Source organism: Bacillus sp. SIMBA_005, assembly GCF_046535585.1.
GTDB lineage: Bacteria > Bacillota > Bacilli > Bacillales > Bacillaceae > Bacillus > Bacillus pumilus.
Map to the genome: position 1 here is coordinate 104,305 of NZ_JAWRWI010000004.1, position 23,915 is coordinate 128,219.

At 42.0% G+C, this 23,915-nt stretch carries 22 protein-coding genes; 1 reads left to right on the forward strand and 21 read right to left on the reverse strand.

Features of this window, described 5'->3' with window-relative positions:
* Positions 1–16: 16 nt before the first annotated feature.
* The 5 genes from lpdA to SB660_RS07770 form a co-directional block, all read right to left on the reverse strand.
* The gene (lpdA, locus tag SB660_RS07750; protein WP_169057022.1) at positions 17–1,441 is read right to left on the reverse strand and encodes a dihydrolipoyl dehydrogenase; all 1,425 of its coding nucleotides are present in this window, start codon (positions 1,439–1,441) and stop codon (positions 17–19) included.
* Positions 1,431–2,552 carry a butyrate kinase gene (buk, locus tag SB660_RS07755; protein ID WP_058014720.1) on the reverse strand — a complete coding sequence of 374 codons (1,122 nt, stop codon included), beginning with the start codon at positions 2,550–2,552 and terminating at the stop codon, positions 1,431–1,433. The genes lpdA and buk overlap by 11 nt, the downstream gene beginning before the upstream one ends.
* Before the next feature lie 33 nt (positions 2,553–2,585).
* A complete protein-coding gene (gene bcd / locus SB660_RS07760; RefSeq protein ID WP_003215658.1) occupies positions 2,586–3,680 on the reverse strand; it encodes a branched-chain amino acid dehydrogenase in 1,095 nt (364 codons plus the stop codon).
* A gap of 25 nt (positions 3,681–3,705) precedes the next feature.
* A complete protein-coding gene (yqiS, locus tag SB660_RS07765; protein ID WP_339165790.1) occupies positions 3,706–4,653 on the reverse strand; it encodes a phosphate butyryltransferase in 948 nt (315 codons plus the stop codon).
* 72 nt (positions 4,654–4,725) lie between these two features.
* Entirely contained in the window at positions 4,726–6,798 is a 2,073-nt protein-coding gene (locus tag SB660_RS07770; protein ID WP_339163052.1) for a sigma 54-interacting transcriptional regulator, read from the reverse strand.
* A 149-nt stretch (positions 6,799–6,947) separates the two neighbouring features.
* Here SB660_RS07770 and SB660_RS07775 point away from each other — a divergent pair, with 149 nt between their 5' ends.
* The gene (locus SB660_RS07775; RefSeq protein ID WP_144462757.1) at positions 6,948–7,184 is read left to right on the forward strand and encodes a DUF2627 domain-containing protein; all 237 of its coding nucleotides are present in this window, start codon (positions 6,948–6,950) and stop codon (positions 7,182–7,184) included.
* Between the two features lie 34 nt (positions 7,185–7,218).
* Here SB660_RS07775 and SB660_RS07780 read toward each other — a convergent pair whose 3' ends face one another.
* The 16 genes from SB660_RS07780 to accB all read right to left on the reverse strand — a co-directional run bounded on the left by SB660_RS07780 (position 7,219) and on the right by accB (position 23,886).
* On the reverse strand, positions 7,219–7,956 hold the full coding sequence (locus SB660_RS07780; RefSeq protein WP_339163055.1) for a glycerophosphodiester phosphodiesterase: 738 nt from the start codon (positions 7,954–7,956) through the stop codon (positions 7,219–7,221).
* Between the two features lie 225 nt (positions 7,957–8,181).
* The gene (locus SB660_RS07785; protein WP_058014715.1) at positions 8,182–9,282 is read right to left on the reverse strand and encodes a Rap family tetratricopeptide repeat protein; all 1,101 of its coding nucleotides are present in this window, start codon (positions 9,280–9,282) and stop codon (positions 8,182–8,184) included.
* 457 nt (positions 9,283–9,739) lie between these two features.
* Complete coding sequence (gene spo0A, locus SB660_RS07790) at positions 9,740–10,543, reverse strand: sporulation transcription factor Spo0A (protein WP_003215740.1); 804 nt, start codon at positions 10,541–10,543, stop codon at positions 9,740–9,742.
* Between the two features lie 285 nt (positions 10,544–10,828).
* Positions 10,829–12,106, reverse strand: a complete 1,278-nt coding sequence (gene spoIVB, locus SB660_RS07795) for a SpoIVB peptidase (protein ID WP_058014714.1) — start codon at positions 12,104–12,106, stop codon at positions 10,829–10,831.
* Positions 12,107–12,304: 198 nt separating this feature from the next.
* Positions 12,305–14,041, reverse strand: coding sequence for a DNA repair protein RecN (gene recN, locus SB660_RS07800; RefSeq protein ID WP_061408509.1), 1,737 nt, complete (start codon positions 14,039–14,041; stop codon positions 12,305–12,307).
* A 33-nt stretch (positions 14,042–14,074) separates the two neighbouring features.
* Positions 14,075–14,524, reverse strand: coding sequence for a transcriptional regulator AhrC/ArgR (gene ahrC, locus SB660_RS07805; RefSeq protein WP_058014712.1), 450 nt, complete (start codon positions 14,522–14,524; stop codon positions 14,075–14,077).
* A 159-nt stretch (positions 14,525–14,683) separates the two neighbouring features.
* A complete protein-coding gene (locus SB660_RS07810) occupies positions 14,684–15,538 on the reverse strand; it encodes a TlyA family RNA methyltransferase (RefSeq protein WP_106067130.1) in 855 nt (284 codons plus the stop codon).
* Positions 15,535–17,436 (reverse strand): 1-deoxy-D-xylulose-5-phosphate synthase, encoded by a 1,902-nt coding sequence (gene dxs / locus SB660_RS07815; protein ID WP_061408514.1) that lies wholly within the window; start codon positions 17,434–17,436, stop codon positions 15,535–15,537. The genes SB660_RS07810 and dxs overlap by 4 nt, the downstream gene beginning before the upstream one ends.
* 150 nt (positions 17,437–17,586) lie before the next feature.
* Entirely contained in the window at positions 17,587–18,483 is an 897-nt protein-coding gene (locus SB660_RS07820; protein ID WP_199800955.1) for a polyprenyl synthetase family protein, read from the reverse strand.
* Complete coding sequence (locus SB660_RS07825) at positions 18,467–18,727, reverse strand: exodeoxyribonuclease VII small subunit (RefSeq protein ID WP_003215880.1); 261 nt, start codon at positions 18,725–18,727, stop codon at positions 18,467–18,469. Before SB660_RS07825 ends, SB660_RS07820 begins: the two co-directional genes overlap by 17 nt.
* Positions 18,724–20,070, reverse strand: a complete 1,347-nt coding sequence (xseA, locus tag SB660_RS07830; RefSeq protein ID WP_268466060.1) for an exodeoxyribonuclease VII large subunit — start codon at positions 20,068–20,070, stop codon at positions 18,724–18,726. The genes SB660_RS07825 and xseA overlap by 4 nt, the downstream gene beginning before the upstream one ends.
* A gap of 70 nt (positions 20,071–20,140) precedes the next feature.
* Entirely contained in the window at positions 20,141–20,992 is an 852-nt protein-coding gene (gene folD / locus SB660_RS07835) for a bifunctional methylenetetrahydrofolate dehydrogenase/methenyltetrahydrofolate cyclohydrolase FolD (RefSeq protein ID WP_024422943.1), read from the reverse strand.
* A gap of 11 nt (positions 20,993–21,003) precedes the next feature.
* On the reverse strand, positions 21,004–21,399 hold the full coding sequence (nusB, locus tag SB660_RS07840) for a transcription antitermination factor NusB (protein WP_058014707.1): 396 nt from the start codon (positions 21,397–21,399) through the stop codon (positions 21,004–21,006).
* Between the two features lie 210 nt (positions 21,400–21,609).
* The gene (locus SB660_RS07845; protein ID WP_058014706.1) at positions 21,610–22,017 is read right to left on the reverse strand and encodes an Asp23/Gls24 family envelope stress response protein; all 408 of its coding nucleotides are present in this window, start codon (positions 22,015–22,017) and stop codon (positions 21,610–21,612) included.
* A 25-nt stretch (positions 22,018–22,042) separates the two neighbouring features.
* Positions 22,043–23,392, reverse strand: coding sequence for an acetyl-CoA carboxylase biotin carboxylase subunit (accC, locus tag SB660_RS07850; RefSeq protein ID WP_410582031.1), 1,350 nt, complete (start codon positions 23,390–23,392; stop codon positions 22,043–22,045).
* 11 nt (positions 23,393–23,403) lie between these two features.
* Complete coding sequence (gene accB, locus SB660_RS07855; RefSeq protein ID WP_012010533.1) at positions 23,404–23,886, reverse strand: acetyl-CoA carboxylase biotin carboxyl carrier protein; 483 nt, start codon at positions 23,884–23,886, stop codon at positions 23,404–23,406.
* Between the last annotated feature and the right edge of the window lie 29 nt (positions 23,887–23,915).

The following is a 23,915-nucleotide window of genomic DNA, read 5'->3' on the forward strand; positions in this document are numbered from 1 at the left end:
TTATTTCCCTCCTTGATTAAAAATGGATCGCTTTCCCGTCAACAGCAAGGGCAGCCTCGCCAATCGCCTCTGATAAGGTTGGGTGCGGGTGAATTGTCTGCCCGACTTCCCACGGCGTTGCATCAAGTACTTTGGCTAATCCAGCTTCAGATATCATATCTGTGACATGAGGACCAATCATATGAATCCCTAAAATATCATCTGTCTTTTGATCAGCAATGATTTTGACGAATCCATCAGACTCCCCGTATACAAGTGCTTTTCCGATCGCCATGAATGGAAATTTCCCCATTTTGACTTCGAAGCCTTGCTCTTTTGCCGCTTGTTCAGTGAGTCCAACACTAGCGGTTTCCGGGTGAGAGTAAACACATTTAGAAACGAGCGTTTCATCGAGCGGCTTTGGATCTTGCCCAGCCATATGCTCCACAGCAATCATGCCTTCGTGTGATGCCACATGTGCCAGCTGAAGCCCGCCAATGACATCTCCTATTGCATAAATATGTGATTCTTTCGTTTGATAATGTTCATTCACGACAATGCCTTGTTTTTCTGTTTGGATGTCCGTGTTTTCAAGACCAATGCCTTCAATATTTGGTACTCTACCGACTGATAGAAGAAGTTTTTCCGCTTCAAACGTCTGAATGTCTCCATCCTTTTCTGCTTGAATCGTCACGAGATTCTCTTGCTTTTTGACGGTATCTGGCAGTACTTTCGCATTTGTCACAAAGGTGATGCCTTTTTTAGATAAAAGCTTTTCCATTTCTTTAGAAATGTCATGATCCTCTGTTGGCAATATGCGGTCTGCAAATTCAATCACCGTCACCTTCACACCAAAATCATTGAGCATAGAAGCCCACTCGATTCCGATTACCCCGCCGCCGACAATGAGCATCGACTGCGGAAGCTCTGGCAGTTCTAGTGCATCATCTGATGTAAGAATGTGCGTCCCATCTGCTTCAAGTCCAGGCAGCACACGCGGTCTTGAACCAGTCGCAATGATGACCTGCTTTGGAATAAGCATTTCATTTTCATCTCCATTTGCCATTTCTACGGAAATGGTTCCTGGCATTGGCGAAAAGATAGATGGACCAAGGATGCGGCCGATCCCTTCATAGACATCAATTTTCCCTTGTTTCATTAAATGTTTGACGCCGCCTGCTAGTTTCTCTACAATCTCTGCTTTTCTTTTCTGCACACTTGCAAACTGCAAGGCGATGCCATTTGCCTCAACGCCAAAATCAGCAGCACGTTTGACGGTTTGATAGACTTCAGCACTTCTAAGCAGCGCTTTAGACGGAATGCATCCTTTATGGAGACATGTTCCGCCAAGCTTTTCTTTTTCTACAACTGCTGTTTTCAATCCAAGCTGTGAGGCACGAATGGCCGCTACATAGCCGCCTGTGCCTCCACCAAGAATGACGAGGTCATATTCAGTTGCCATGACTTGTCACTCCTTTCTTCATCTCTTGATCATTTGGGTATTCTTTCGGAGATTCTTCTTCTTTTAAAATACGAAGTGCACCTTCTGCTAAGGATTGCAGTTCATTTTCGCCTGGATAGACGACAACATCTGAAATCCAGTCAATGTGACCTCTAATACTTGATGTAATTTGTTTGCTGTACGCAAGTCCGCCTGTTAACACAATAACGTCAACTGCACCCTTTAGGACAGCACTAGCCGCACCGATTTCCTTGGCAATTTGATAGCACATCGCTTCATAAATCAGCGCCGCCCGTTCATCGCCTGCTTCAATCATGCGCTCAACTTTCACAGCATCTGTCGTACCAAGGTAGCCCGCAAGACCACCTTCACCAATAATGCGTTTCAGCATTTCCTCTTGGCTGTACTCACCAGAAAAGCAAAGATTGACGAGGTCACCTGTTGGCAGTGTCCCCGCGCGCTCCGGGCTGAAAGGTCCTTCACCATGGAGTCCATTATTGACATCAATGACTTTTCCTTTTTCATGGACACCAATGGTGATGCCGCCGCCCATATGGGTAATAATCATATTCAAATCTTCGTAGCGCTTCCCAAAGGATGCAGCTGTTTTTCTTGCGACTGCTTTTTGGTTTAATGCATGGAAGATGCTTTTTCTTTCAATCGTTGGCAGCCCTGAAATACGAGCAATTGGTTTTAGCTCATCCACCACAACTGGATCGACAATAAAAGCTGGGATGTTCAAACCTAGTGCAATTTCTCGTGCAATGATACCCCCCAAATTTGATGCATGCTGGCCGGCATATCCTTCTTTCAGGTCTTGCACCATTTGCTCATTGACTTCATATGTGCCGCCTTCAATCGGACGAAGTAGACCGCCGCGCGCACAAACTGCATCAAACTTTGAGATGTTCATCCCTTGTTCATGCAGCGTCTTCAGGATTGTTTCTTTACGAAATGAAAACTGATCAATGATATGAGGGAATGTCTTTAATTCCTCATCTGTATGTCTCAGTGTCGTTTCAAAAATAGATCGTTCATTGTGAAACACACCGATTTTTGTTGAAGTAGAGCCAGGATTAATTGTGAGAATACGCCATTCTTTTGTCAGCAAAAACAAAACCTCCGTTTCAACTCATTCTTCAAATTAGCGACGACTTAAAATATGTTGACCATTTTGCAGGAATTGACTTCTAGATTTACGCATTCTTTCAATTCGCTCCTCCGCCAATCGGTCTGCCGCTTTATAAGTTGGAATGGCATCACGGTTTGAAATTTCAATCACGCGTTCAATGTTTTGGTAAATACCTTCTACCTTTTTCATCGCACGATCTGCATTATAGCCATAAAGCTCATCAGCTACGTTAATCACACCGCCTGCATTGATCACATAATCAGGTGCATACACTATGCCCATTTCATGAATCAGGTCGCCGTGATGCGTTTCTCTCAGCTGGTTATTCGCTGCACCTGCGATGACCTTTGCTTTCAGCTTAGGAATCGTTACATCATTGATCGTTGCACCAAGTGCACATGGTGCATAAATATCACATGCTTGATCATAAATGTCGTCAGGGTCTACTGCTTTTGCGCCAAAGTCTTCTACAGCTCGTTTTACAGAGTCTTTGTTGATATCTGTGACAATCAGCTGTGCGCCTTCCTCGTGCAGATGTTTACACAAATTGTAGGCCACATTCCCAACACCTTGGACTGCAATCGTTTTTCCTTCTAATGAATCGGTTCCAAATGCCGCTTTGGCAGCAGCTTTCATCCCTTTGTATACACCGTAAGCTGTAACAGGAGACGGGTTTCCTGATGAACCAAATGCAGGAGAAATACCTGTCACAAAGTCTGTTTCTTCATGAATCAGATCCATGTCTTCTACCGTTGTACCGACATCCTCCGCTGTGATATAGCGGCCATTTAATCCTTGGATGTAGCGTCCAAATGCACGGAACATTTCTTCATTTTTATCTTTTCTTGGATCACCGATGATGACTGTTTTACCGCCGCCAAGATTCAGACCTGCTGCTGCGTTTTTATAAGTCATCCCTCTTGCTAGACGAAGCGCATCTTCAATCGCTGCTTCTTCGTTTTCATACGTCCACATTCTTGTCCCGCCTAGTGCTGGCCCAAGTGTTGTATCATGAATGGCAATAATCGCTTTTAAGCCAGATTGTTCATCCTGACAAAATACAAGCTGTTCATAATCGTATCGTTCCATATATTTAAAAAGTTCCATTGTTTATTCCTCCTATGACTTTCGCTTAATTTGATGTACAGATGGCAAGTGCAATTGAATAAAGCTTACTTTCAGCTGTATCCGACCGGCTTGTTAAAGCAATCGGCGCCTTCGCTCCTGCCACCACAGCTCCCACCTTTGCATGCGCAAAGTAGATGAGAGATTTATAAAGAATGTTTCCTGCTTCAATCGTTGGCACAAGCAAAATATCTGCATGACCGGCGACATCACTCGTAATATTTTTATGAGAAGCTGCTGTTTGAGAAATGGCATTGTCTAAAGCAAGTGGCCCGTCAATGAGGCAGCCAGAAATTTGCCCTCGCCTATTCATTTGCGCCAGGCTTGCCGCTGTCAAAGTGGAATCCATTGCCGGGTTCACAACCTCTACCGCAGATAACACAGCCACCTTTGGCATGTCGTTTCCGACAGCTTGTGCTACTTGAACAGCATTGATCGTGATCTCTTTGAACATGTTTAAATCCGGCGCGATGTTCATCGCAGAATCTGTGACATAAATAAAACGATCAAAGCCCGGCACTTCGAATGCCGCGACATGTGATAGAACACTCGCCGTCCGCAGCCCGTACTCTTTATTCAGCACCGCTTTTAAAAGAACGGCTGTCGTGACATGCCCCTTCATCAATATATCTGCATGCTTCTCGCTCACTGCCTGCACGGCAATCTTGGCTGATTCTTCAGGAGAATCCGAATGAATAATATCTATCCAGTCTTCATTGATCTCATGCTGTTTCACCAGCTCCTTCAGGTTGCGTTTGTTCCCAACCAGCAGGAAGCGAGCGACCTTGCGTTCAATTGCCATTTTAATGGCATGAAGCACTTCTTCGTCTTCTGCATGAGCCACAGCAGCAGTTTTATTCTGCAACTGGGCGGCTTTCATAATCAGATCGTCAAGCTTCATATATGCCCACCTTTCCTTATGCTCGGGTTCATGGTTTTCATATGCAAGTTCTATGCCAGCTTAAAATGCAGTGAAATGAGGCATTTCGCATGAGATACGTGCAATTTTTTGCAGGTAACGTGCATTTTATTGCATGCTATCTTTTGCAAGTTGATATTTATCCATTTTATAGTAAAGGTTACGAATGCTAATCCCTAATGTTTTCGCTGTTTTCGTACGGTTGAATTGATGCTTTTCAAGGGTTTGTTTAATCAGCTGCGTTTCAAACGCTTCAACAGCATCCGAAAGAGTCTCTCCCTCAAATTGACTGACAGCTAGTTCCTGCTGCTCTTTTTCTTCCTGCTCTTCTGACTCCATGAAGGAAATATGATCTTCATCGATCCATTCTTCTTGCGGATTCAAAAAGATCATGGCTCGTCCAAGGACATTTTCCAGTTCTCTCACGTTTCCAGGCCAGCTGTAAGACCGAAGTCTATCGAGCGCACCTTCTGTTAAGCCGCTCACATTTCGACCATAGTCTAAATTGATTTTCTGAATAAGACGTTTGCTTAATGAGTCAATATCTTCAAGGCGCTGCCTTAGAGGCGGAATGGAGATCGGATATCTGTTCATCCGATAATATAAGTCCTCTCTGAACTTTCCTTCCGCCATCGCTTTTTCAATGTTGACATTTGTTGCGGTAATCACACGCACATCAACTGGTATCGCTTTTGTTCCGCCTACTCTCACAATTTCTTTCTCCTGCATGACGCGTAATAACTTTGCTTGTGTACTTGGCGTCATTTCACCAATTTCATCTAAAAAGATACTGCCATGATTCGCTTCTTCAAACAGCCCTTTCTTCCCGCCGCGCCTCGCACCAGAAAATGCACCTTCCTCGTAGCCAAAAAGCTCTGACTCTAAAAGTGTTTCTGATAAGGCAGCACAGTTGACTCTCACAAAGCGATTATATTTCCGGTCACTTTCATTGTGTATAGCGTGCGCAAATAGCTCTTTTCCAGTACCTGACTCTCCCCTGAGTAAAATAGTGGCTGGTGTTTTAGCCCCTAGCTTTGCCTGCTCAAGCGCTACAAGCATTTGCTCACTTTCTCCAATAATGTCTTCAAAAGTGTACTTTGCCTCAAGTGTTCGGATGAGCTGTCTTGCTTTATTTAATTCATTCGTGAGTGATTGAATTTCTGATACGTCATGAATGACGCCGACACTGCCTTTTAAAATGCCATCAACGATCACTGGTGCTACGTTGACAATCACATCCTTCTTATTAGGTCCGACTTTCATTCTGACGCCTCGAACTGGCCTTCTTGTTTCAAGCACCTTTAAATGCATGCTTTCCCCTTCAGAAATATCCGCACCCGCAGGTTTGCCCACAACCTCTTTGTCTGTTAATCCCGTCATTTTCGTATAAGCTCTGTTAATTAAAATTCCTTTCCCCTGCTCATCTACGACGGATATCGCTTCATCTGATGATTGAATGATCGCCTCAAGCATCGTGCGCACTTCTTTGAGGTTTGTGACTTCTTCTGCAAGTTCCACTGCATCTGTAATATCTTTAAAAATGGATAGAGCGCCTAGCATTCTTCCTGCGTCGTCAATAATCGGCAAACGCGTTGTGACAATTTGTATTTGCTGATTCAGAAATTGTTTTTGATGAAATTCTGGCTCCCTCGATCTTAAAATATCGGGGAGTTTTGTATTTGGGATCACTTCACGTATGTGCCGGCCAATCGCATCTTTTTGCGAACGTCCAACCATTTTGGCAGCCGATCGATTAAACAGAACAACTTCTTCATCCATATTAATAAAAATCATGCCGTCGTTCGTTGCATTAAAAATGCGGTCATGTTTATAGGTTTGTTCTTTTAATATTTGAATGAGCTGATGCTTTTCTGACATTAATTCTGAAATGACGTATGCCATCGAACTTGGAACAATGACAGACTGCTCTGCTTTTTCTTCCATCAGTTCTTTAAGGACAGCTGAACTGCCCGTTGTTTCAATGATGATATCAATGTCATCTTTTATGTATTCTTTCCAATCCGTTGTCGTATCAATTCCATTTTTTTTCGCTTCTACCATCCCCGGTGCCCCAAGATCAAGGTCGGCGATTGCAACGATTTGAATCATATTTGTTTTCAGCAATGTTTCAAGCAATGCTGATCCACCCTGTCCTGCACCGACAATCAAGACTCTCTGCATCCCGTTACCCCTTTATATGAAAAAATTTGCACACCATATTTTTCCGTTGCAAAAAATTGCACAACTCTTATATTACCACGTTTTCCTTTCTTGACAAAATATTTTTTGAATTAGACAATGGAAGTAAATGACGTTTAAGGGGACATTTGATGGGGAGAATACTTGCATTAGTGATTATTTTAATACCTGGCGCGCTTGCTGCACTTGGAATTAAGCTGCTGCGTGACACTGTTTTCGGTATCATCATTTCACCATTTCCATTTTTATGGCTGCAAGGAATTGCAGGGTTGGTTTTTTTAGGGGGAGGTCTTTACGTAGTCGCTGGCTTTATTTTATATAGAGACCGCAAACGAAATAAAGTGACCACCCGCTTTAAACAGAGATAAACATGAAAAAAGACCCGCTGTTGATCGCAGGTCTTTATTTCATTTCTTCTCTTATTTCGACGGCTCTATCAGGAAAATCTGTGAAAATTCCATCGACACCTAAGGAAAACATGTTTTTCATTTGCTTTTCACTGTTTACTGTAAATGGCCTGATCACTTGCTGGGCAGCATGGAGAGCTGATACGACTTCTTTTGTTACCCCTGCGCCCTTTATATTGGGGTGATAACCTCTTGCAGGTACTGTTTTTATGTACATCTCTGGCCGATGAATGACATCCATTGTGAGAACAGCAAGCTCAACATGCGGCATCCGCTTGTGAAAAAGAGCTAAACTGCCGTGATGAAACGATGAGACTAGTACACGATCTTCTATTTGAAAGTGTTCAATTTGCTCTTTTACTTTCTCTTCCATACCAGGATATCGATAAATGGAGTTTTTCAGTTCAATATTGATGATGAGTGATGATTGCTGCGTCACTAGCTCCAATACTTCTTCTAAAAGGGGAATGGATACAGCACCGGTTTCTTCATAAAAAGAATGACTCGCATCTCCTGCTTTTAACTCTTCATATGTATGGTCTTTCACTAAGCCTTTCATATTCGTTGTTCTATTCAGCTTCTCATCGTGAATGACAGCAAGCCTGCCATCTTTCGTCAACTGAACATCCAGCTCAATTCCGTCAGCCCCAGAATGAAGTGCATGCTCAAAGGCTATCATGGTATTTTCAGGATAGATGCCTTTAAAACCTCTGTGTGCAAAAATTTTCGTCATATGTCACCTCTAAGTATGATGCTTCCTTTCATTATGACGTCTCTCTTTTCGTTTTTCCAGTTTGAGCACATAAAAAAACCTCTTCTGATTCGTACGAAGAGGTTCTGTATAAATTCGATCACGTAATCGCTCTGATGGCTTGCTCTGTCGTCTCTGCGTCAAGAGCAAAAAGGGAAGAAACAACTGCGACTGCTGTAACAACGGTTAAACCTAACAACAACTTTTTCATAAGATAACCTCCACTTTCTTTTGAAGTATTTGTGCATCGAATTTCTTTTCAAGAAAACGAATGGCATTTTGATAGTCATTTCGTTCCTTGAAGTATTTCGATATTTGTTCAGACAAATCCTCAAGCTCCACATATAATCTATTTTTTTCTATGTAGTCTAATTTTTCAGAGAATAAGTCTGCTGCTCCACTATTTTCGCACATCAAATCTAAAATTTCAAATTTTACTATATATTCATTATTTTGGATATCACAACTATACTGAATGCCCTCTTTAATATATTCCTTCGCCTCTTGATCTCCTAGATGAACCAAGGCATTTGCCAGAACATATAAAGATTGGATGTAATAATGGCTATTGTCACGGTGCATTTGAATGCCCATCCCTTTTTTGGCATATTGTGCGCTGTTTTCGTAATCATGTTTCGCATAATAAAGAACGGCTAAATTGTGATAGCATTTCCCAATCAGCACTTCATTGTTAATACGTTTACTTTTCTCAAGTGCTTCTTGGTATTTTTCCTCCGCTTCGTCAAATTGGATCAAATCGATACAATTACTTGCATGTAAAATCAAGCTGTCAATCGCCTGCGCTGTATATTCTTCATGCGCTTTGAACGTATCGATGGCTTTTTTGATATGATTAATGGATATGAAATTTTGTTTCAGTTCGTAATAAATTGAAGCAACCTTATGATGAAAAGTCCCTACTTCAAGGTCCTCATTCACACGTTTTAGACGCTGTTCTGCAATTTTGTAAAAGCTGATGGCTTCATCATATTTTTTCACATATGCAGCATATTGACCTTTGTAAAAGTAAAAATAAAAATTAATAATGTCATCTGCTTTCTCATCAAGCGTTCCGACACTCTTCATAATGTGATTGGCTTTTTCAATATTTCCAAGTAACATTTCATGTCTGCCATTAACAAGCTGATAATACAGGAGAACTTCGCGGTCTTCATCTGTATTTTTTAGCAAATTCTGAATTTTCTCTTTATAGATCGCAGATTTTTCTAGGTCATTTTGAGAAATGACCCTCGTCCACTTGCTAATTTCGTTCGCTACCTCAGCAGAGTGGATTTTCAGCTTTCCCATAACCTCACCCTCTTCTTTTCATTATTATAGCATAGTAAAAGAATGTGAAAATTATTAAATTCGACAATGGGAATATTCAGTTCAAATGGCACAATCTCTAAGAAGCCAGTGACTTTAAAACGCCAACCAATCAGGTCAATAGCAATAGAACTTTCGATCTCATTTGCTTTATTTACCAAATTCATCAGACCTTTTCCTCTCATCCTTTTTCTTACGAATGAGCGTTTCCTTCTACTATTTTGAAGACCAAACAATTGATTGGCGTAGCTGATTACCACTAATTTATGTCATACCCATTTCTTTCATGCTTTATTTTTCATTTTATTCTGAAAATAAATCAAGCTGAGTTGTCCAAATGAAACAATAAGATGATTGTATCAATACAACCAATTTTTTACAATATTTTTTCAAAATAAAAAAACGCCTCTTTGAAGAAACGTTTTTCTATAAAAATGAACTAGCTAGCTCGATGCTCCAAGCGGAGACGGTCAGCCACCATTGCGATAAATTCAGAATTGGTTGGTTTTGCTTTAGACATGCTGACTGTATAACCAAAGAGTGAGGAAATGGAGTCGATGTTTCCTCTACTCCAAGCCACTTCAATCGCATGACGAATTGCTCGTTCGACCCTGCTCGCGGTCGTGTTAAATTTCTTCGCGATGTCTGGATACAACACTTTTGTGATGCTTCCGAGAAGCTCGATGTCATTGTACACCATCGAAATGGCTTCTCTTAAGTATAAGTAACCTTTAATATGAGCAGGTACACCAATCTCATGAATAATCGTCGTAATGCTCGCATCTAAGTTTCTGCGTTTCGGTTCAGGTTTGTTTCGAAGGACACTGTTTTGGATAGATGAAGATCGATGGGTGACTTGTGTGCCGTTTCCACTGACTTGACGAATATGACCGACTAGGTTTTCCATATCAAATGGCTTTAAGATGAAATAGGATGCCCCTAAATCAACTGCTTTTTTCGTGACATCTTCTTGTCCAAACGCCGTTAGCATAATCACACTTGGCTGTTTGGTCATGTCATTGTTTTCACGGAGGCGTTCCAGTACAGCAAGGCCATCTAAATGAGGCATGATAATATCTAAGAGGAGAACGTCGGGCTCTTTATCTTTAAATAATGTCAGACATTCCTGACCATTATACGCCACGCCAAGTACTTCCATATCTTCCTGTCCCTCAATATACTCTGTCAAAAGGCCAACAAGCTCTCGATTGTCATCAGCTACACACACTTTAATTTTCTCCACGTTCTTTCCTCCCCAATGTCGATTCCTTTAGTCTTTTGTATTTCTCTTCTGAGTGTTCAATTCGACAAAACCATGCTATCCCCTTTAAAAAACTTTAATTTTCCGAATAATAGAGCATTATCTAGCTTTTTCTACGTTTTTCTTAACGAATCGACGATTATTGCAATTTGACAACATACCACTTTCCATTTTGTCGAAAAATCTCTTTTTCCTTATTTTATAACATGATGGCAGAGAAAGAAAGGGGAGAAAAAAACTGCCGGAAGATTCGCGGCAGTTTGATGATCAGCTTGCTTTTTTGTTTTTTTGATAAAGGTCGATGCCTGCTTCTGACAGCATCCATTCAATGTGTACGCCGTAGCCGCTTGTCGGGTCATTGACGAAAACGTGCGTGACCGCCCCAATGACTTTTCCGTTTTGGATGATGGGGCTTCCGCTCATACCTTGGACGATACCGCCCGTTTTACTTAAAAGACGCTCATCTGTTACCTTTAATACCATCCCTTTTGTTGCCGGGAATTTCTGCGGAGTCGTGCTGACGATTTTAATATCAAACTTCTCCACTTTATCATGATCCACAACGGTTAAAATTTCTGCTGGACCTTCTTTCACTTCATTTGATAAAGCAACTGGAAGCGGTTTGTCTGATACATGATTTTCAAGCTTTTCGGTTAACGTACCAAAGATACCAAATGGACTGTTGCGGGAGATATCTCCTATTGTTTTTCGTTCGGAAGAGAATCTCGCCAATTTTTCTCCAGGATTGCCTCCTGTGCCTTTTTCAATCGATGTTACGGTTGATCTAACAATTTCACCATTGTCGACAACAATTGGTTTTTTTGTATCCATGTCAGAAATGACATGCCCAAGGGCACCATATTTTTTAGAAGATGGTTCAAAGAAGGTCATCGTGCCGATTCCTGCGGCGGAATCTCGAATGTAAAGACCAATTCGATAGGTGCCTTCACTTGCATCTTTTGCGGGTGTTAATGTTGTTTGAAAGGTTTTATGGTCTCTTTTTATGAGTAAACGAAGCGTTTCACCTGTTTTCCCTGCTTTCTGGATAAATGGGGTGAGGTCATTCATTTTCTCCATCTTTTGACCATTGATTTCAATGATCATATCCCCTGATTGAATGCCTGCGGCTTCGCCTGGTGATTTTTTGCCGTCTGCTGTTGTGATTTGATGAAAACCTACAACGAGAACTCCTACAGAGTGGAGCTTGACGCCAATGGATTGTCCTCCAGGAACGACTTTTAATTCAGGGAGAACGTCGACTTTTGTTTTCTTAATAGGAAATCCTTTAAAATCATAAACAATTTCGGCTTTTCCTGCCTTTTGTCCTGTTACTTCAAGCTGATTCTTTTTCTCTGAAAGACTAAAGGCTTGTGAAGAAGCATTGGCTGACGCTTCTATTGATGTGTCAATTGCGTGCTTCTGTTTTTCAAATACAGCAACATTTGTTGGAATGCTGATGTATTCCTTCACTATGCTCATAAACCCTGTACTTATTAAAGAAACAAGGAGAATCACACCAATGGCTTTTCTCATCTTTTCGGGCATTCATTTTTCACTCTCCTCGCTCCTTACCCACACCAGAACACTCATGTTTTGGCTACATCTTTACTTTTGCCTTCTTCGCTTTGATTTATAACCAGCAGCTATAGAAAATGATTGGATAAATTGATAAAAGAAAAAGACGAATTCGCGGGTATATACAGCGATTTTGACACAATATAAAAAAGGCAGCTGGTTTTTCAGCTACCCTGTTGTTTTGACATCATTTGCTTGATGCAGCAATTCTTTTGCATGCTGTTTTGTCAGCTCAGTGACTTCGACACCCGCAATCATCCTGCCAATTTCACTCACTTTTTCTTCATGACTTAATGGTTTGACGTTTGTCAGTGTTCTACCAGCTTTAGAGCGTTTCGAAATGAAGAGATGCGTGTCAGCCATTGCTGCTACTTGCGGGAGATGCGTAATGCAGAGCACTTGTGAGCCAGCCGCCACTTTATAAATTTTTTCGGCAATTGCCTGTGCAACTCTGCCGCTTACGCCTGTATCCACCTCATCGAAAATAATGGAAGTGACCTCTTGTTTGGCTGAGAAGATACTTTTCACGGCGAGCATAACACGTGAAATTTCTCCACCAGAAGCAACTTTTGATAAAGATTTCATCGGTTCGCCAGGATTAGTAGAAATCACAAATTGAGCTTGGTCAATTCCGTTTTTCCCAAGCTGGACGGGCTTTCCATCTAGCAGCGGATTATCCGTGCTGCTAAAAGGCGCATACCGAATGGAAAAGGATGTATCAAATGTTGACTTCTCCATATACAAATCCTTTAGTTCTGTTTGAATTTGCTTCGCTAGCTTTTTGGCCCATTTTTTACGAAGCTCCGAAACGTTAAGTGCTTCAAGCAGGGCGTCACGGCTCATTGCATCCAGTTTGTTTTTAAGTGTCTGCAGATGACTGTCCCGATTTTGAATTTGATCGATTTCTTCTTCAATCTTCGCCGCATACTCCAAAATTTCCTCAACCGTCGTCCCGTACTTTCGCTTTAACTGCTTCATTTCATTCAGCCTAGACTCAATAAAATCAAGGCGTGCTGGGTCAAACTCTAATTGATCCAGCATGCTTCGCATTTGAAACGTCGAATCCTCTAATAAATAGTAAGAGTTCGACACTTGTTCGGAAAGCTTTTTTAGATCGTCGTTAATCTCAGAAACCTGCTCGAGCTCGCTCGATGACATGCCAACCCAATCAAGTCCCCCCTGCTCATTGCGCAAGGCATTATAGGCGTTTTGGAGTGAGGAAAAGATCTTTTCGTAGTTGCTGATCTGATGGCGCTCTTCTTGAAGCTTCTCATCTTCTCCCGGCTCTAATTGTGCCGCTTCAATCTCTTCTAGCTGAAATTGCAATAAATCTAATCGGTGCACCATTTCTTGCTCATTCTCAGAGAGCTGTTTTAGCTTTTGGGCTGTCTTTGTATATTGCTCATATGCTTCTTGATACTGTGACAAAGCAGGTGCAATTTCTTCTGCTCCAAATTGATCGAGTAAATGCAGATGATTTTCATCCTCCATCAATAACTGGTTATCGTGCTGTCCATGTATATCGAGCAAAAGGCGTCCTACTTCGCGTAAAAGTGAGATTGTGACGAGCTTGCCATTGATGCGGCAAATGCTTTTCCCGTTATTGTTAATATCACGGCGAAGGATCATCATTTCATCAGTTGCGTCAATTCCCTGCTCTTCGCATAAAGCAAATACAGGGTGGTCAGCTGCTGGTACAAGAAAAAGCCCCTCCAGCTCAGCCTTTTTCTCACCATAACGAACAAATTCAGACGACCCTCTACCTCCCACAAGAAGTGAGACAGCGTCAATCATGATGGATTTCCCTGCACCTGTTTCCCCTGTTAGGACTGTGAGTCCTTTTTCAAATGAAACCGTTAACTCTTCAATGATTGCAAAGTTTTTAATGGTTAGTTCTGCTAACACTCATTTGCCACCTCTTTTTGTAAACCTGATTCTTTATAGGAGCTCTAAAATTTTGCTTGAAACTATTTCCGTATCATCTGGTGTGCGGCAAATGATCAAAATGGTATCATCTCCGCAAATGGTTCCCATGATTTCTTCCCAATCTAAATTATCCATTAAAGCCCCAATCGCCTGAGCATTACCTGGCATGGTTTTGAGGACGATTAAATGACTGGCAGCATCCATTTTAATAAATGCATCCATTAAGGATCGCTTTAGTTTAGACAGCGGATTAAACCGCTGATCCGCAGGAAGGCTGTATTTATATGTTCCATTGTTCGTCGGCACTTTCACTAAATGCAATTCTTTAATATCTCTTGAAACGGTCGCTTGTGTAATGTTATATCCATCGGCTTTTAAAATATCGACTAGTTCATCTTGTGTTTCAATCTCTTGGCTCGCGATGATTTCTCTAATCTTAATATGCCTTTGACCTTTATTCATTATTGACCCCCCTAGGCGTTTGATCTCAGTTTTTCTTTACGTTCTATGTTATATGAACCACAGTTCAAAAAACAAGCGTTACGTGAGAAACGGCCAATTCTCATCTTTTGACCATGTAAAAAGGAATAATAGCGAGCTATTATTCCTTTTGTTTCAACCTCATGTATCAGCCGGCTCAGGACTGTTTTTCTTTTCTTTCAATACAGAATGGGCTTCCTTGACGATCTTTTCAAGTTCTGAAACTGGAAGTGCCGCATTCTCTTCTTGATCAGGGTGAAGCACTAAATGGAGAAGGAACTCAATATTCCCGTCTCCGCCTGTAATAGGCGAAAATGAGACATCCTTCACATCATAGCCTTCTTTTGCAGCAAATTGATTCATCTCTTCCAGCACACCAAGGTGGACAGACGGATCTCGCACGATGCCTTTTTTCCCAACAAGCTCTCTTCCTGCTTCAAATTGGGGCTTGACGAGTGCAATACAGTCTCCGCCCGGAACAAGAATGTGCTTTAAAGCCGGAAGAATGAGTTTAAGTGAAATAAAAGAGACATCAATTGACGCTACTTCTGGCAATCCTTCGGTAAAATCTGCCGGGACCGAATGACGGAAATTGGTGCGCTCCATGACGATTACCCTGTCATCCTGCCTTAATTTCCATGCAAGCTGATTGTAGCCAACATCAACAGCATATGATTTGACCGCTCCATTTTGAAGAGCGCAATCTGTAAATCCACCTGTTGATGAACCAATATCAATTAGCAATTTCCCTTCAACAGTTAAGTCGAATTCTTTTAGCGCTTTTTCCAGCTTTAATCCGCCGCGGCTCACATATTTCAGAGGGTTCCCTTTCACAGTGAGCGGTGTATCACGAGCGATTTTCTCTCCTGGTTTATCCAAGCGGTTTTCATTTGAGTAAACGATCCCTGCCATAATGGCACGCTTTGCTTTCTCTCTCGTTTCCATTAGTCCTTGTTCGACTAATAAAACGTCAAGTCGTTCTTTCTTTGATGTCATGATCCAATTCCTTTTCTTGGTGCTGCGGGAAGCAAGTCACGTAAAGTGTCAGCAACCTGTGCTTTCGTCAAACCAATTTCTTCAAGCAGGGCATCAACACTTCCATGCTCAATAAATTCATCTGGAATGCCCATACGTTCTACTTTGATATGAGATGCTTTCTTATCGTGTATATATTCTAAAACGCTGCTGCCAAATCCGCCTTGGAGCACAGCTTCTTCAATCGTTAAAATCGGAATACCTTCAGAAAGAATATCATTTAACATCGCTTCATCAAGAGGCTTAATAAAACGAGCATTGACAACACGAACCGATTTCCCTTCTTTTTGAAGTTCTTCTGCTGCTTGAAGCGCCATTTTAATCGTCGTACCAAATGTTAAAATCACAGCATCCTTCCCTGGACGAAGAACCTCCCAGGACCCAATCGGAATGGTTTTCAGCTGTTCATCCATTTTGACACCTAACCCATTACCGCGCGGGAAGCGCATGGCAATAGGACCGTCATCGTACTGAATAGCTGTATTGACCATGTGCTGCCCTTCATTTTCATCTTTTGGCATCATGAGCACCATATTCGGCATATGACGCATAAAGGCAATATCAAACACACCTTGATGGGTTTCTCCATCTGCACCGACAAGTCCAGCACGGTCAATGCCAATAAAGACGTTTAGATTCTGGCGGCAAATATCGTGGAGCACTTGGTCATAGGCTCTTTGCAGGAACGTTGAATAAATCGCTAAAAATGGCTTCATGTCCTGCGTCGCAAGACCAGCTGCCATTGTGGCTGCATGCTGCTCGGCAATGCCTACATCAAACATCCGCTCTGGAAATTCCTTCGCAAAGCCTTCAAGCTTTGAACCAACAGGCATCGCAGGCGTGATCGCAACAATCCGCTCATCTTCCCGTGCCAGCTTTCTGACTGTTTCACTGACGAGACCACTCCAAGACGGAGCTGCTGCTGCCGGTTTTACAAAATCACCTGTATCAATTTTGTATGGACCCGTACCATGCCAAGTGCCAATTTTATCGGATTCTGCCGGCTGATAGCCTTTTCCTTTTTTCGTGATGACATGCAGAAGAACAGGCCCTTTTGTTTTCTTTGCATATTCAAGATTCTCAAAAAGATCTTCATACGAATGTCCGTCAACAGGACCTAAGTAGGTAAATCCCATTTCCTCAAAGAACATGCCAGATACAAGTAAATATTTGAGGCTGTCTTTGATACGCTCTGCTGTCGCAGCAAGCTTACCACCTACAGCTGGAATGCGCTTGAATAAATATTCAAGTTCGTCCTTTACCCATTGGTATTTGCCAGCTGTACGTAATCTGCCAAGCATTGTGTGAATCGCACCGACGTTTGGTGCAATACTCATTTCATTGTCATTTAAGATCACAATCATATCTTTCTTTTCATCACCGATATGATTCAAAGCTTCCAGCGCCATACCTCCGGTTAGTGCACCGTCTCCAATAATCGGCAGGATATATTCATCTGTCCCTTTGATATCACGCGCTGCCGCCATACCCATCGCACCAGATAATGAGGTTGAACTGTGACCTGTCTCCCAAACATCATGCTCGCTTTCATTTCGTTTAGGAAAACCGCAAAGCCCTTTATATTGGCGAAGTGTATCAAACTCCGCCCCTCTTCCCGTTAACAGCTTATGAACGTAAGACTGATGTCCAACATCCCAGAGGAATTTGTCTTTTGGGCTGTCAAATACTTTATGAAGCGCAACAGTCAGTTCAACGACTCCCAGGTTCGGACCGATATGCCCGCCAGAGTTAGCTAAGGACTCAATTAAAAACATGCGAATGTCAGCGCTAAGCTCCTCTAATTCTGCATTTGACATTCCCTTTAGAAACGTTGGATTTTTTATTGATAAAAGATCCAATTAGGATCAACTCGCTTTCAACAAAATTTCTATATACATCTATAATGCCTTATTCCTTTGAAAACCAGTAGGGAATAAGAGTTGTCTCATCATAATAAACTGTTTACAGTTTACCACAATTGCTCGAGGACCCTCAAATCTAGGCTGTTTTTAATGATCTCTTGAGGCAATTAGATCACATAAATCATGCAGTAATTGCTGCTCTAATTGAAGATTGGAGACAATTTCTTTTGCACGTGTGATGTGCTCATGCAGTTTTTCTTTTGCTCCTGAAAGCGTTAATAAAGAAGGATATGTCGACTTTTCATTTGCTGTATCAGAGCCGACCCGTTTTCCGATTTTTTCTTCGCTTCCTTCGAGATCTAAAATATCATCACGGATTTGAAACGCAATGCCAATATGATAGCTGAATTCCCTTAGCTTCTCGATATCGTCATCTGATGCTCCTGCCAGCATTCCACCTGCTGCGACGCTGAACGTGAGGAGCTTTCCTGTTTTACGGGCGTGAATGGATTCTAGTTCAGCAAGCGATACTTGTTTTTGCTCTGCTTCCATGTCATCAAACTGACCGCCAACCATTCCTAGTGCACCTGCTGACTTTACAAGCTCATCTACAATTCTGATCTTTTTGTCAGCAGAGACGCTGCTTGACAGCTGTGATGTAATCAAACGGAAGCTCTCTGTTAAAAGGGCATCACCTGCGAGAACCGCTGTTGCTTCTCCGTACACTTTATGATTCGTCGGTTTTCCTCTGCGAAGGTCATCGTCGTCCATGCAAGGAAGGTCGTCATGTATCAAGGAATACGTATGAATCATCTCAACCGCACAGCCAACAGGTATACCGTCTTCTTCGTTTTTACCGTAAGCATTTAGAAGAGCAAGAACGAGAACAGGTCGAAGCCTTTTCCCGCCCGCTTTAAGTGAATAGAGCATAGAAGATTTCAGGTCTTCTGGAATCGTCAATTCCTGAACATATGTAAATAAATAATCTTCAATGGCCTGCTTTCGTGTTGTTAAAAATTCATTTAAATTACTTGTCACCAGCATCTGCCTCCTTCACTGAGAAGGGAGCCAGCTCACCGTCCTCTTTTAAAATGAAATCCATTTGCTTTTCAACATGCTGTAATTTTTCATGACAAAGCTTCGAAAGGGTCATGCCTTCTTGAAAATAATGAATGGCCTGCTCAAGTGGTACATCTCCTTCTTCGAGCTTTCCCACAATCTCCTCAAGACCTTTCATCGCCTCTTCAAATGTCATTTGTTCTTCTTTTTGTTTATTGGATTCTGTCATGATGATTGCCCCTCCTTCTCAATAACCTCACAAATTAGACGTCCATCCTTCATCGTGATAGTCAGCTGATCCTTCGTCTCTACTTGGTTCACACTTTTTACTAGTTCTTCTTCTTTATAGGCTAAGCTGTAGCCTCTTTCCATCACTTGAAGTGGATTTAATGCATTTAGTTTACCAAGAACCGATTGGAACTGCGAATGAATTGTTTTCATTTGCACATTCATACTGCGAATGAGCTGTTCTGTTTCATTGGCGTGTCGTTTTTTCGCTTGAAGCAGCTGTTCTTTAGGATGAAGCGGCTTCAGTCTGTATGTCTGGCGGTCTAGCTGACTGCGTTTTTGCTCAATTTGTCTCGTCAGCTGTTTTTGAAAACGGTCAAATACCAAATCGAATTGCTGCTCTTTTTGCTCCTGTAATCGTTTTGGAAAACGGAAGGCATAAGAGGATTGCAGCGCCACAAGACGGTCTTTCGCTTGTGAGGTTCGATTCTTTACCGCTCTTGTTAGCCGTATATCGATTGATTTGATTCGCTCTATTAAATCGGTCGTGCTTGGAACAGCAAGTTCAGCCGCTCCTGTTGGTGTGGGTGCTCTCATATCTGCAGTGAAATCACTGATCGTAAAGTCTGTTTCGTGCCCAACTGCAGATATGATTGGAATGTCTGATGCGAAGATGGCCCTTGCGACAGCTTCTTCATTAAAAGCCCAAAGCTCTTCAATCGAACCGCCTCCTCTTCCGACAATCAAGACATCACAGAGCTGTTTTTCATTCGCTTCCTTGATTCGCTCTACGATGGAACGGGTCGCATGCTCACCTTGGACGAGCGCCGGAAGCACAATGATTTTCGCCTGCTGATAGCGCCGATTGATCGTCGTAATGACATCTCGAACAGCCGCTCCTGTTGGAGACGTAATGACACCAACAACCTCTGGATATTCAGGGATTGGCTTTTTATAGCGCGCATCAAATAAGCCTTCACTTGCTAGCTTTTTCTTCAGCTCTTCATAAGCAAGATGAAGAGCACCAACACCATCAGGCTGCATTTCTTTTGCATATAATTGATAGTTGCCGCTTGGTTCATAGACTTGAATTCCGCCGCGTACAAACACCTTCATCCCACTCTTAGGTGAAAAAGGCAGCTTCGCCGCAGAGCGCTGGAACATGACAGCTTGCATGCGGGCGTTTTCGTCTTTTAAGGTGAAGTACACATGTCCCCTTGAATGAATCTTGACATTGGATAGCTCACCTTTGATCCAAATATCTTCTAAATGCGGATCGACATCAAATTTTCTTTTTATGTATTTTGTAAGGGCTGTGACCGTCACAAAGGCTTTTTCACTCATGACGTATTCCTCCTCCTCAAAAACGCACATTCATCCACCAGCAGTATGCAGGTGGATGAATGGATAAAGCTTATGCTAATGTACGTTTTGCTGATTTAACCGTATTATGTGCAAGCATCGTAATCGTCATTGGACCGACTCCGCCAGGGACTGGTGTGATATAAGAAGCTTTTTCTTTTGCCTCTTCAAAATCAACATCACCAACAAGCTTCCCGGTATCCAAACGATTGACTCCTACATCGATCACAATAGCGCCTTCTTTAATTTGGTCAGCTTTAATAAAGTTTGCTCGACCGACGGCAACAACTAAAATATCCGCTTTCAACGTATGTTCTGAAATATTCGCTGTTCTTGAATGGCAATAAGTAACCGTTGCGTTTTCGTTTAACAGCAATTGTCCTACTGGTTTACCGACAATATTGCTGCGTCCGACAACAACGACTTCTTTTCCAGAAAGACTAACACCCGTCTTGTTTAGTAGTTCAACAATGCCTGCTGGTGTACATGGAAGGAATGTGTCTTCCCCAAGCAGCATTTTCCCGATATTCAATGGATGGAAACCATCAACATCTTTCTCAGGTGAAATACGTTCAATCACGGCTTTTTCAGAAATATGTTTTGGCAGTGGAAGCTGAACAAGAATCCCGTGAAATTGATCGTTCGCATTGTACTGATCAATCAGCTGAAGCAATTCTTCTTCTGTTAAAGAAGCATCTAAATGATCTAGCTGGAAATGCATCCCCATTGCTTCTGCTGCTTTTTTCTTTCCGCGTACGTAAGAAAGTGAAGCCGGATCATCACCGATTAGAATAACGGCAAGACCAGGTGTGACACCTTTTTGTTTTAGCTCTTCTACTTCTTTTGCTAATTGCTCACGCTTTTCTTTTGCTGTTTCTTTCCCATCGATGATTGTTGCTGTCATGTCGAATCCTCCTATTGCTGCTTTAGGTCGTTTTTAATGTTTGAAAGTACTCCATTTACAAATTTCGGTGCTTTATCATCACCGAATAATTTGGCCAGTTCAATCGCTTCATTCATTGAGACACTAACCGGGATATCTTCTTGATACACCATCTCGTACACAGACAGCCTTAAAACGGCTCTGTCTACGTTTGCAATACGATCGAGTTTCCAATTCACTAAATGCTGTGAAATCATGTCATCGAGCTTGTCCTTTTGTTCAAGCACACCGAAAACCAGCTCCTCAAAAAAAGGATCTGATTCTTGTTCGTCCAGCGCATGTGTAATGGCCTCTTTCGGATCAATATTGCTCACATCAATTTGAAATAATGTTTGTAGCGCCTTTTCTCTTGCAGTTCTTCTTTTCATTATTTACTCCTTTAACCACTTTATCCGCTTGTCGTTAAGCCATACAGAGATCATAACATATTTTGACCGTGGTCGCACCAAGATCCATGTGAGCTGTCACGAAAAACGAATCAATCCACGTGTGAGATCATCATTATTCGGAAATGACCCAAAAATGGGCTTTAAAAAACCAAAGAGGCGATGCCTCCTTGGTTTCACTTGAACTCTTTTTTACATTTCTTGATCTACTTCAGCATCAGCTGATTTTGTATCAAATTGAATACCAACGACATGGATATTGATTTCATTAATCGTTAAGGCAGTCATGTTCAAAAGAGTTTGACGGATATTTTCTTGTACAGCAGTGGATACCTTTGGAATGGATAGGCCAAATTCAATCACACAATATACATCGATTGTGATGCCTTCATCAGAGACATCTACTTTCACACCTTTACGGTGATTTTTTTTACCAAAGCGTTCTGCTACATCAGCAGCGAAATTGCCGCGCATTTCGGCAATGCCTTCGACTTCTGAAGCGGCGATCCCAGCAATGACCTCAATCACTTCTGGTGCAATTTGCACTTTTCCCAATTGATCTTCATCAAGGTTCATTTCAAGCAAATTGTTTTCTGACACGATCATTCACCTCCGAAAGCTGTGATTATTTCATAATTTGGTATGTTTCTAAAAACTTCGTATTAAAATTACCGCTCACAAATGTTTCATGCTCAAGCAATCTTAGATGGAATGGAATTGTTGTGTAGACTCCTTCAATGACGAATTCTTGAAGCGCACGTTTCATTCTCGCAATCGCTTCTTCTCTCGTCTTACCATATGTGATCACCTTTGCAATCATACTATCGTAATATGGCGGAATCACATAGCCCGGATAAGCGGCAGAATCCACGCGTACTCCTAAACCGCCTGGCGGAAGATACATTTTAATTTCACCAGCTGATGGCATGAAGTTTTTCTCTGGGTTTTCTGCATTAATACGGCATTCGATTGCCCATCCTTCAAATTCGACATCCTCTTGTGTAAGAGAAAGCTTCTCACCTGATGCCACTTTAATTTGTTCTTTGATCAAGTCAACACCTGTGACCATTTCTGTTACAGGATGCTCTACTTGAATACGGGTATTCATTTCCATGAAGTAGAACTTCTCTTCACTATAATCATAAATAAATTCGACTGTTCCAGCACCAGTGTATTCAACAGCTTCTGCAGCTTTTACGGCTGCTTCACCCATTTGCTCACGGATGTCTGCATTTAGCGCTGGTGATGGCGTTTCTTCAAGAAGCTTTTGCATTCTTCTTTGGATTGAGCAATCACGCTCTCCTAAATGAATGGTATTGCCATGCTGATCTGCAAGCACTTGGATTTCCACGTGTCTAAAGTCTTCAATGAACTTTTCTAAATAGACGCCAGGGTTACCAAAGTTTTGCGCTGCTTCCTGCTGCGTGATGGTGACACCGTTAATGAGCTCTTCTTCGGTACGAGCTACACGGATTCCTTTACCACCGCCGCCGGCAGTTGCTTTTATAATCACAGGATACCCAATACTTGCTGCTGTTGAAACAGCATCATCAAGATCTTTTACAATTCCTTGAGAACCAGGAACAATCGGAACGCCAGCATCTTTCATTGTTTCCCTCGCGACATCTTTTGTTCCCATTTTGGAAATCGCTGACGGAGTTGGCCCAACAAAGATGACATTGCATTCCCCGCAAAGCTCAGCGAAGTCTGCATTTTCAGCAAGGAAACCGTATCCTGGATGGATGGCATCAGTACCTGTTAATTTAGCAACACTAACAATATTCGTGACATTTAAATAACTATCTTTTGAAGCAGTCGGTCCGATGCAATATGCTTCATCAGCCATTTGAACATGAAGCGCATCGCGATCCGCTTCCGAAAATACCGCAACTGTTTCAATTCCAAGCTCTTTACAAGCGCGGATAATTCTAACTGCGATTTCTCCTCTGTTTGCAATTAATAGCTTTTTAATCATGATCGTACTCCTTACTCTGCTTTCACTAGAAAGAGGGGTTGTCCGAATTCTACAAGCTGACCGTTCTCAGCTAATACTTCGACGATTTCACCTTTTACTTCTGCTTCGATTTCATTAAACAGTTTCATCGCTTCTACGATGCACACAACTGTGTTTTCGTTCACCTTAGAACCTGTTGTCACGTAAGGACCTGCTTCTGGTGAAGATGAAGCATAAAATGTGCCAACCATTGGGGATGTAATTTTATGCAGATTATCAGACGCAGCTGCCTCTTGTGCAGGGGCTTCGGTCTGAGCTGGAGCTTGTGCTTTAGGAGCTTGTTGAGCTGGAGCTGCTTGGACAGGAGCCACTGATGCTTGTGCCGCAACTTGCTGAACGACTTCTTTATTTTTCTTCAGTTTGATTTTTGCACCTTCGTTTTCGTACGTAAATTCATCAATAGTAGATTCGTCAATTAATTTAATCAGTTCATGAATTTCTTCAATTTTTAACATGGATTTGCACCCCTATGTATGGATTTATC

Excerpts from the sequence above, each read along its gene's own strand:
- lpdA (WP_169057022.1), bottom strand. The coding sequence starts at position 1,441 with ATGGCAACTGAATATGACCTCGTCATTCTTGGTGGAGGCACAGGCGGC.
- bcd (WP_003215658.1), bottom strand. The coding sequence starts at position 3,680 with ATGGAACTTTTTAAATATATGGAACGATACGATTATGAACAGCTTGTA.
- SB660_RS07770 (WP_339163052.1), bottom strand. The coding sequence starts at position 6,798 with ATGCAGAGAGTCTTGATTGTCGGTGCAGGACAGGGTGGATCAGCATTG.
- SB660_RS07775 (WP_144462757.1), top strand. The coding sequence starts at position 6,948 with ATGGGGAGAATACTTGCATTAGTGATTATTTTAATACCTGGCGCGCTT.
- SB660_RS07780 (WP_339163055.1), bottom strand. The coding sequence starts at position 7,956 with ATGACGAAAATTTTTGCACACAGAGGTTTTAAAGGCATCTATCCTGAA.
- SB660_RS07785 (WP_058014715.1), bottom strand. The coding sequence starts at position 9,282 with ATGGGAAAGCTGAAAATCCACTCTGCTGAGGTAGCGAACGAAATTAGC.
- spoIVB (WP_058014714.1), bottom strand. The coding sequence starts at position 12,106 with ATGCCCGAAAAGATGAGAAAAGCCATTGGTGTGATTCTCCTTGTTTCT.
- ahrC (WP_058014712.1), bottom strand. The coding sequence starts at position 14,524 with ATGAATAAAGGTCAAAGGCATATTAAGATTAGAGAAATCATCGCGAGC.
- SB660_RS07810 (WP_106067130.1), bottom strand. The coding sequence starts at position 15,538 with ATGACATCAAAGAAAGAACGACTTGACGTTTTATTAGTCGAACAAGGA.
- SB660_RS07820 (WP_199800955.1), bottom strand. The coding sequence starts at position 18,483 with ATGCTGGTGACAAGTAATTTAAATGAATTTTTAACAACACGAAAGCAG.
- SB660_RS07825 (WP_003215880.1), bottom strand. The coding sequence starts at position 18,727 with ATGACAGAATCCAATAAACAAAAAGAAGAACAAATGACATTTGAAGAG.
- xseA (WP_268466060.1), bottom strand. The coding sequence starts at position 20,070 with ATGAGTGAAAAAGCCTTTGTGACGGTCACAGCCCTTACAAAATACATA.
- folD (WP_024422943.1), bottom strand. The coding sequence starts at position 20,992 with ATGACAGCAACAATCATCGATGGGAAAGAAACAGCAAAAGAAAAGCGT.
- nusB (WP_058014707.1), bottom strand. The coding sequence starts at position 21,399 with ATGAAAAGAAGAACTGCAAGAGAAAAGGCGCTACAAACATTATTTCAA.
- accC (WP_410582031.1), bottom strand. The coding sequence starts at position 23,392 with ATGATTAAAAAGCTATTAATTGCAAACAGAGGAGAAATCGCAGTTAGA.
- accB (WP_012010533.1), bottom strand. The coding sequence starts at position 23,886 with ATGTTAAAAATTGAAGAAATTCATGAACTGATTAAATTAATTGACGAA.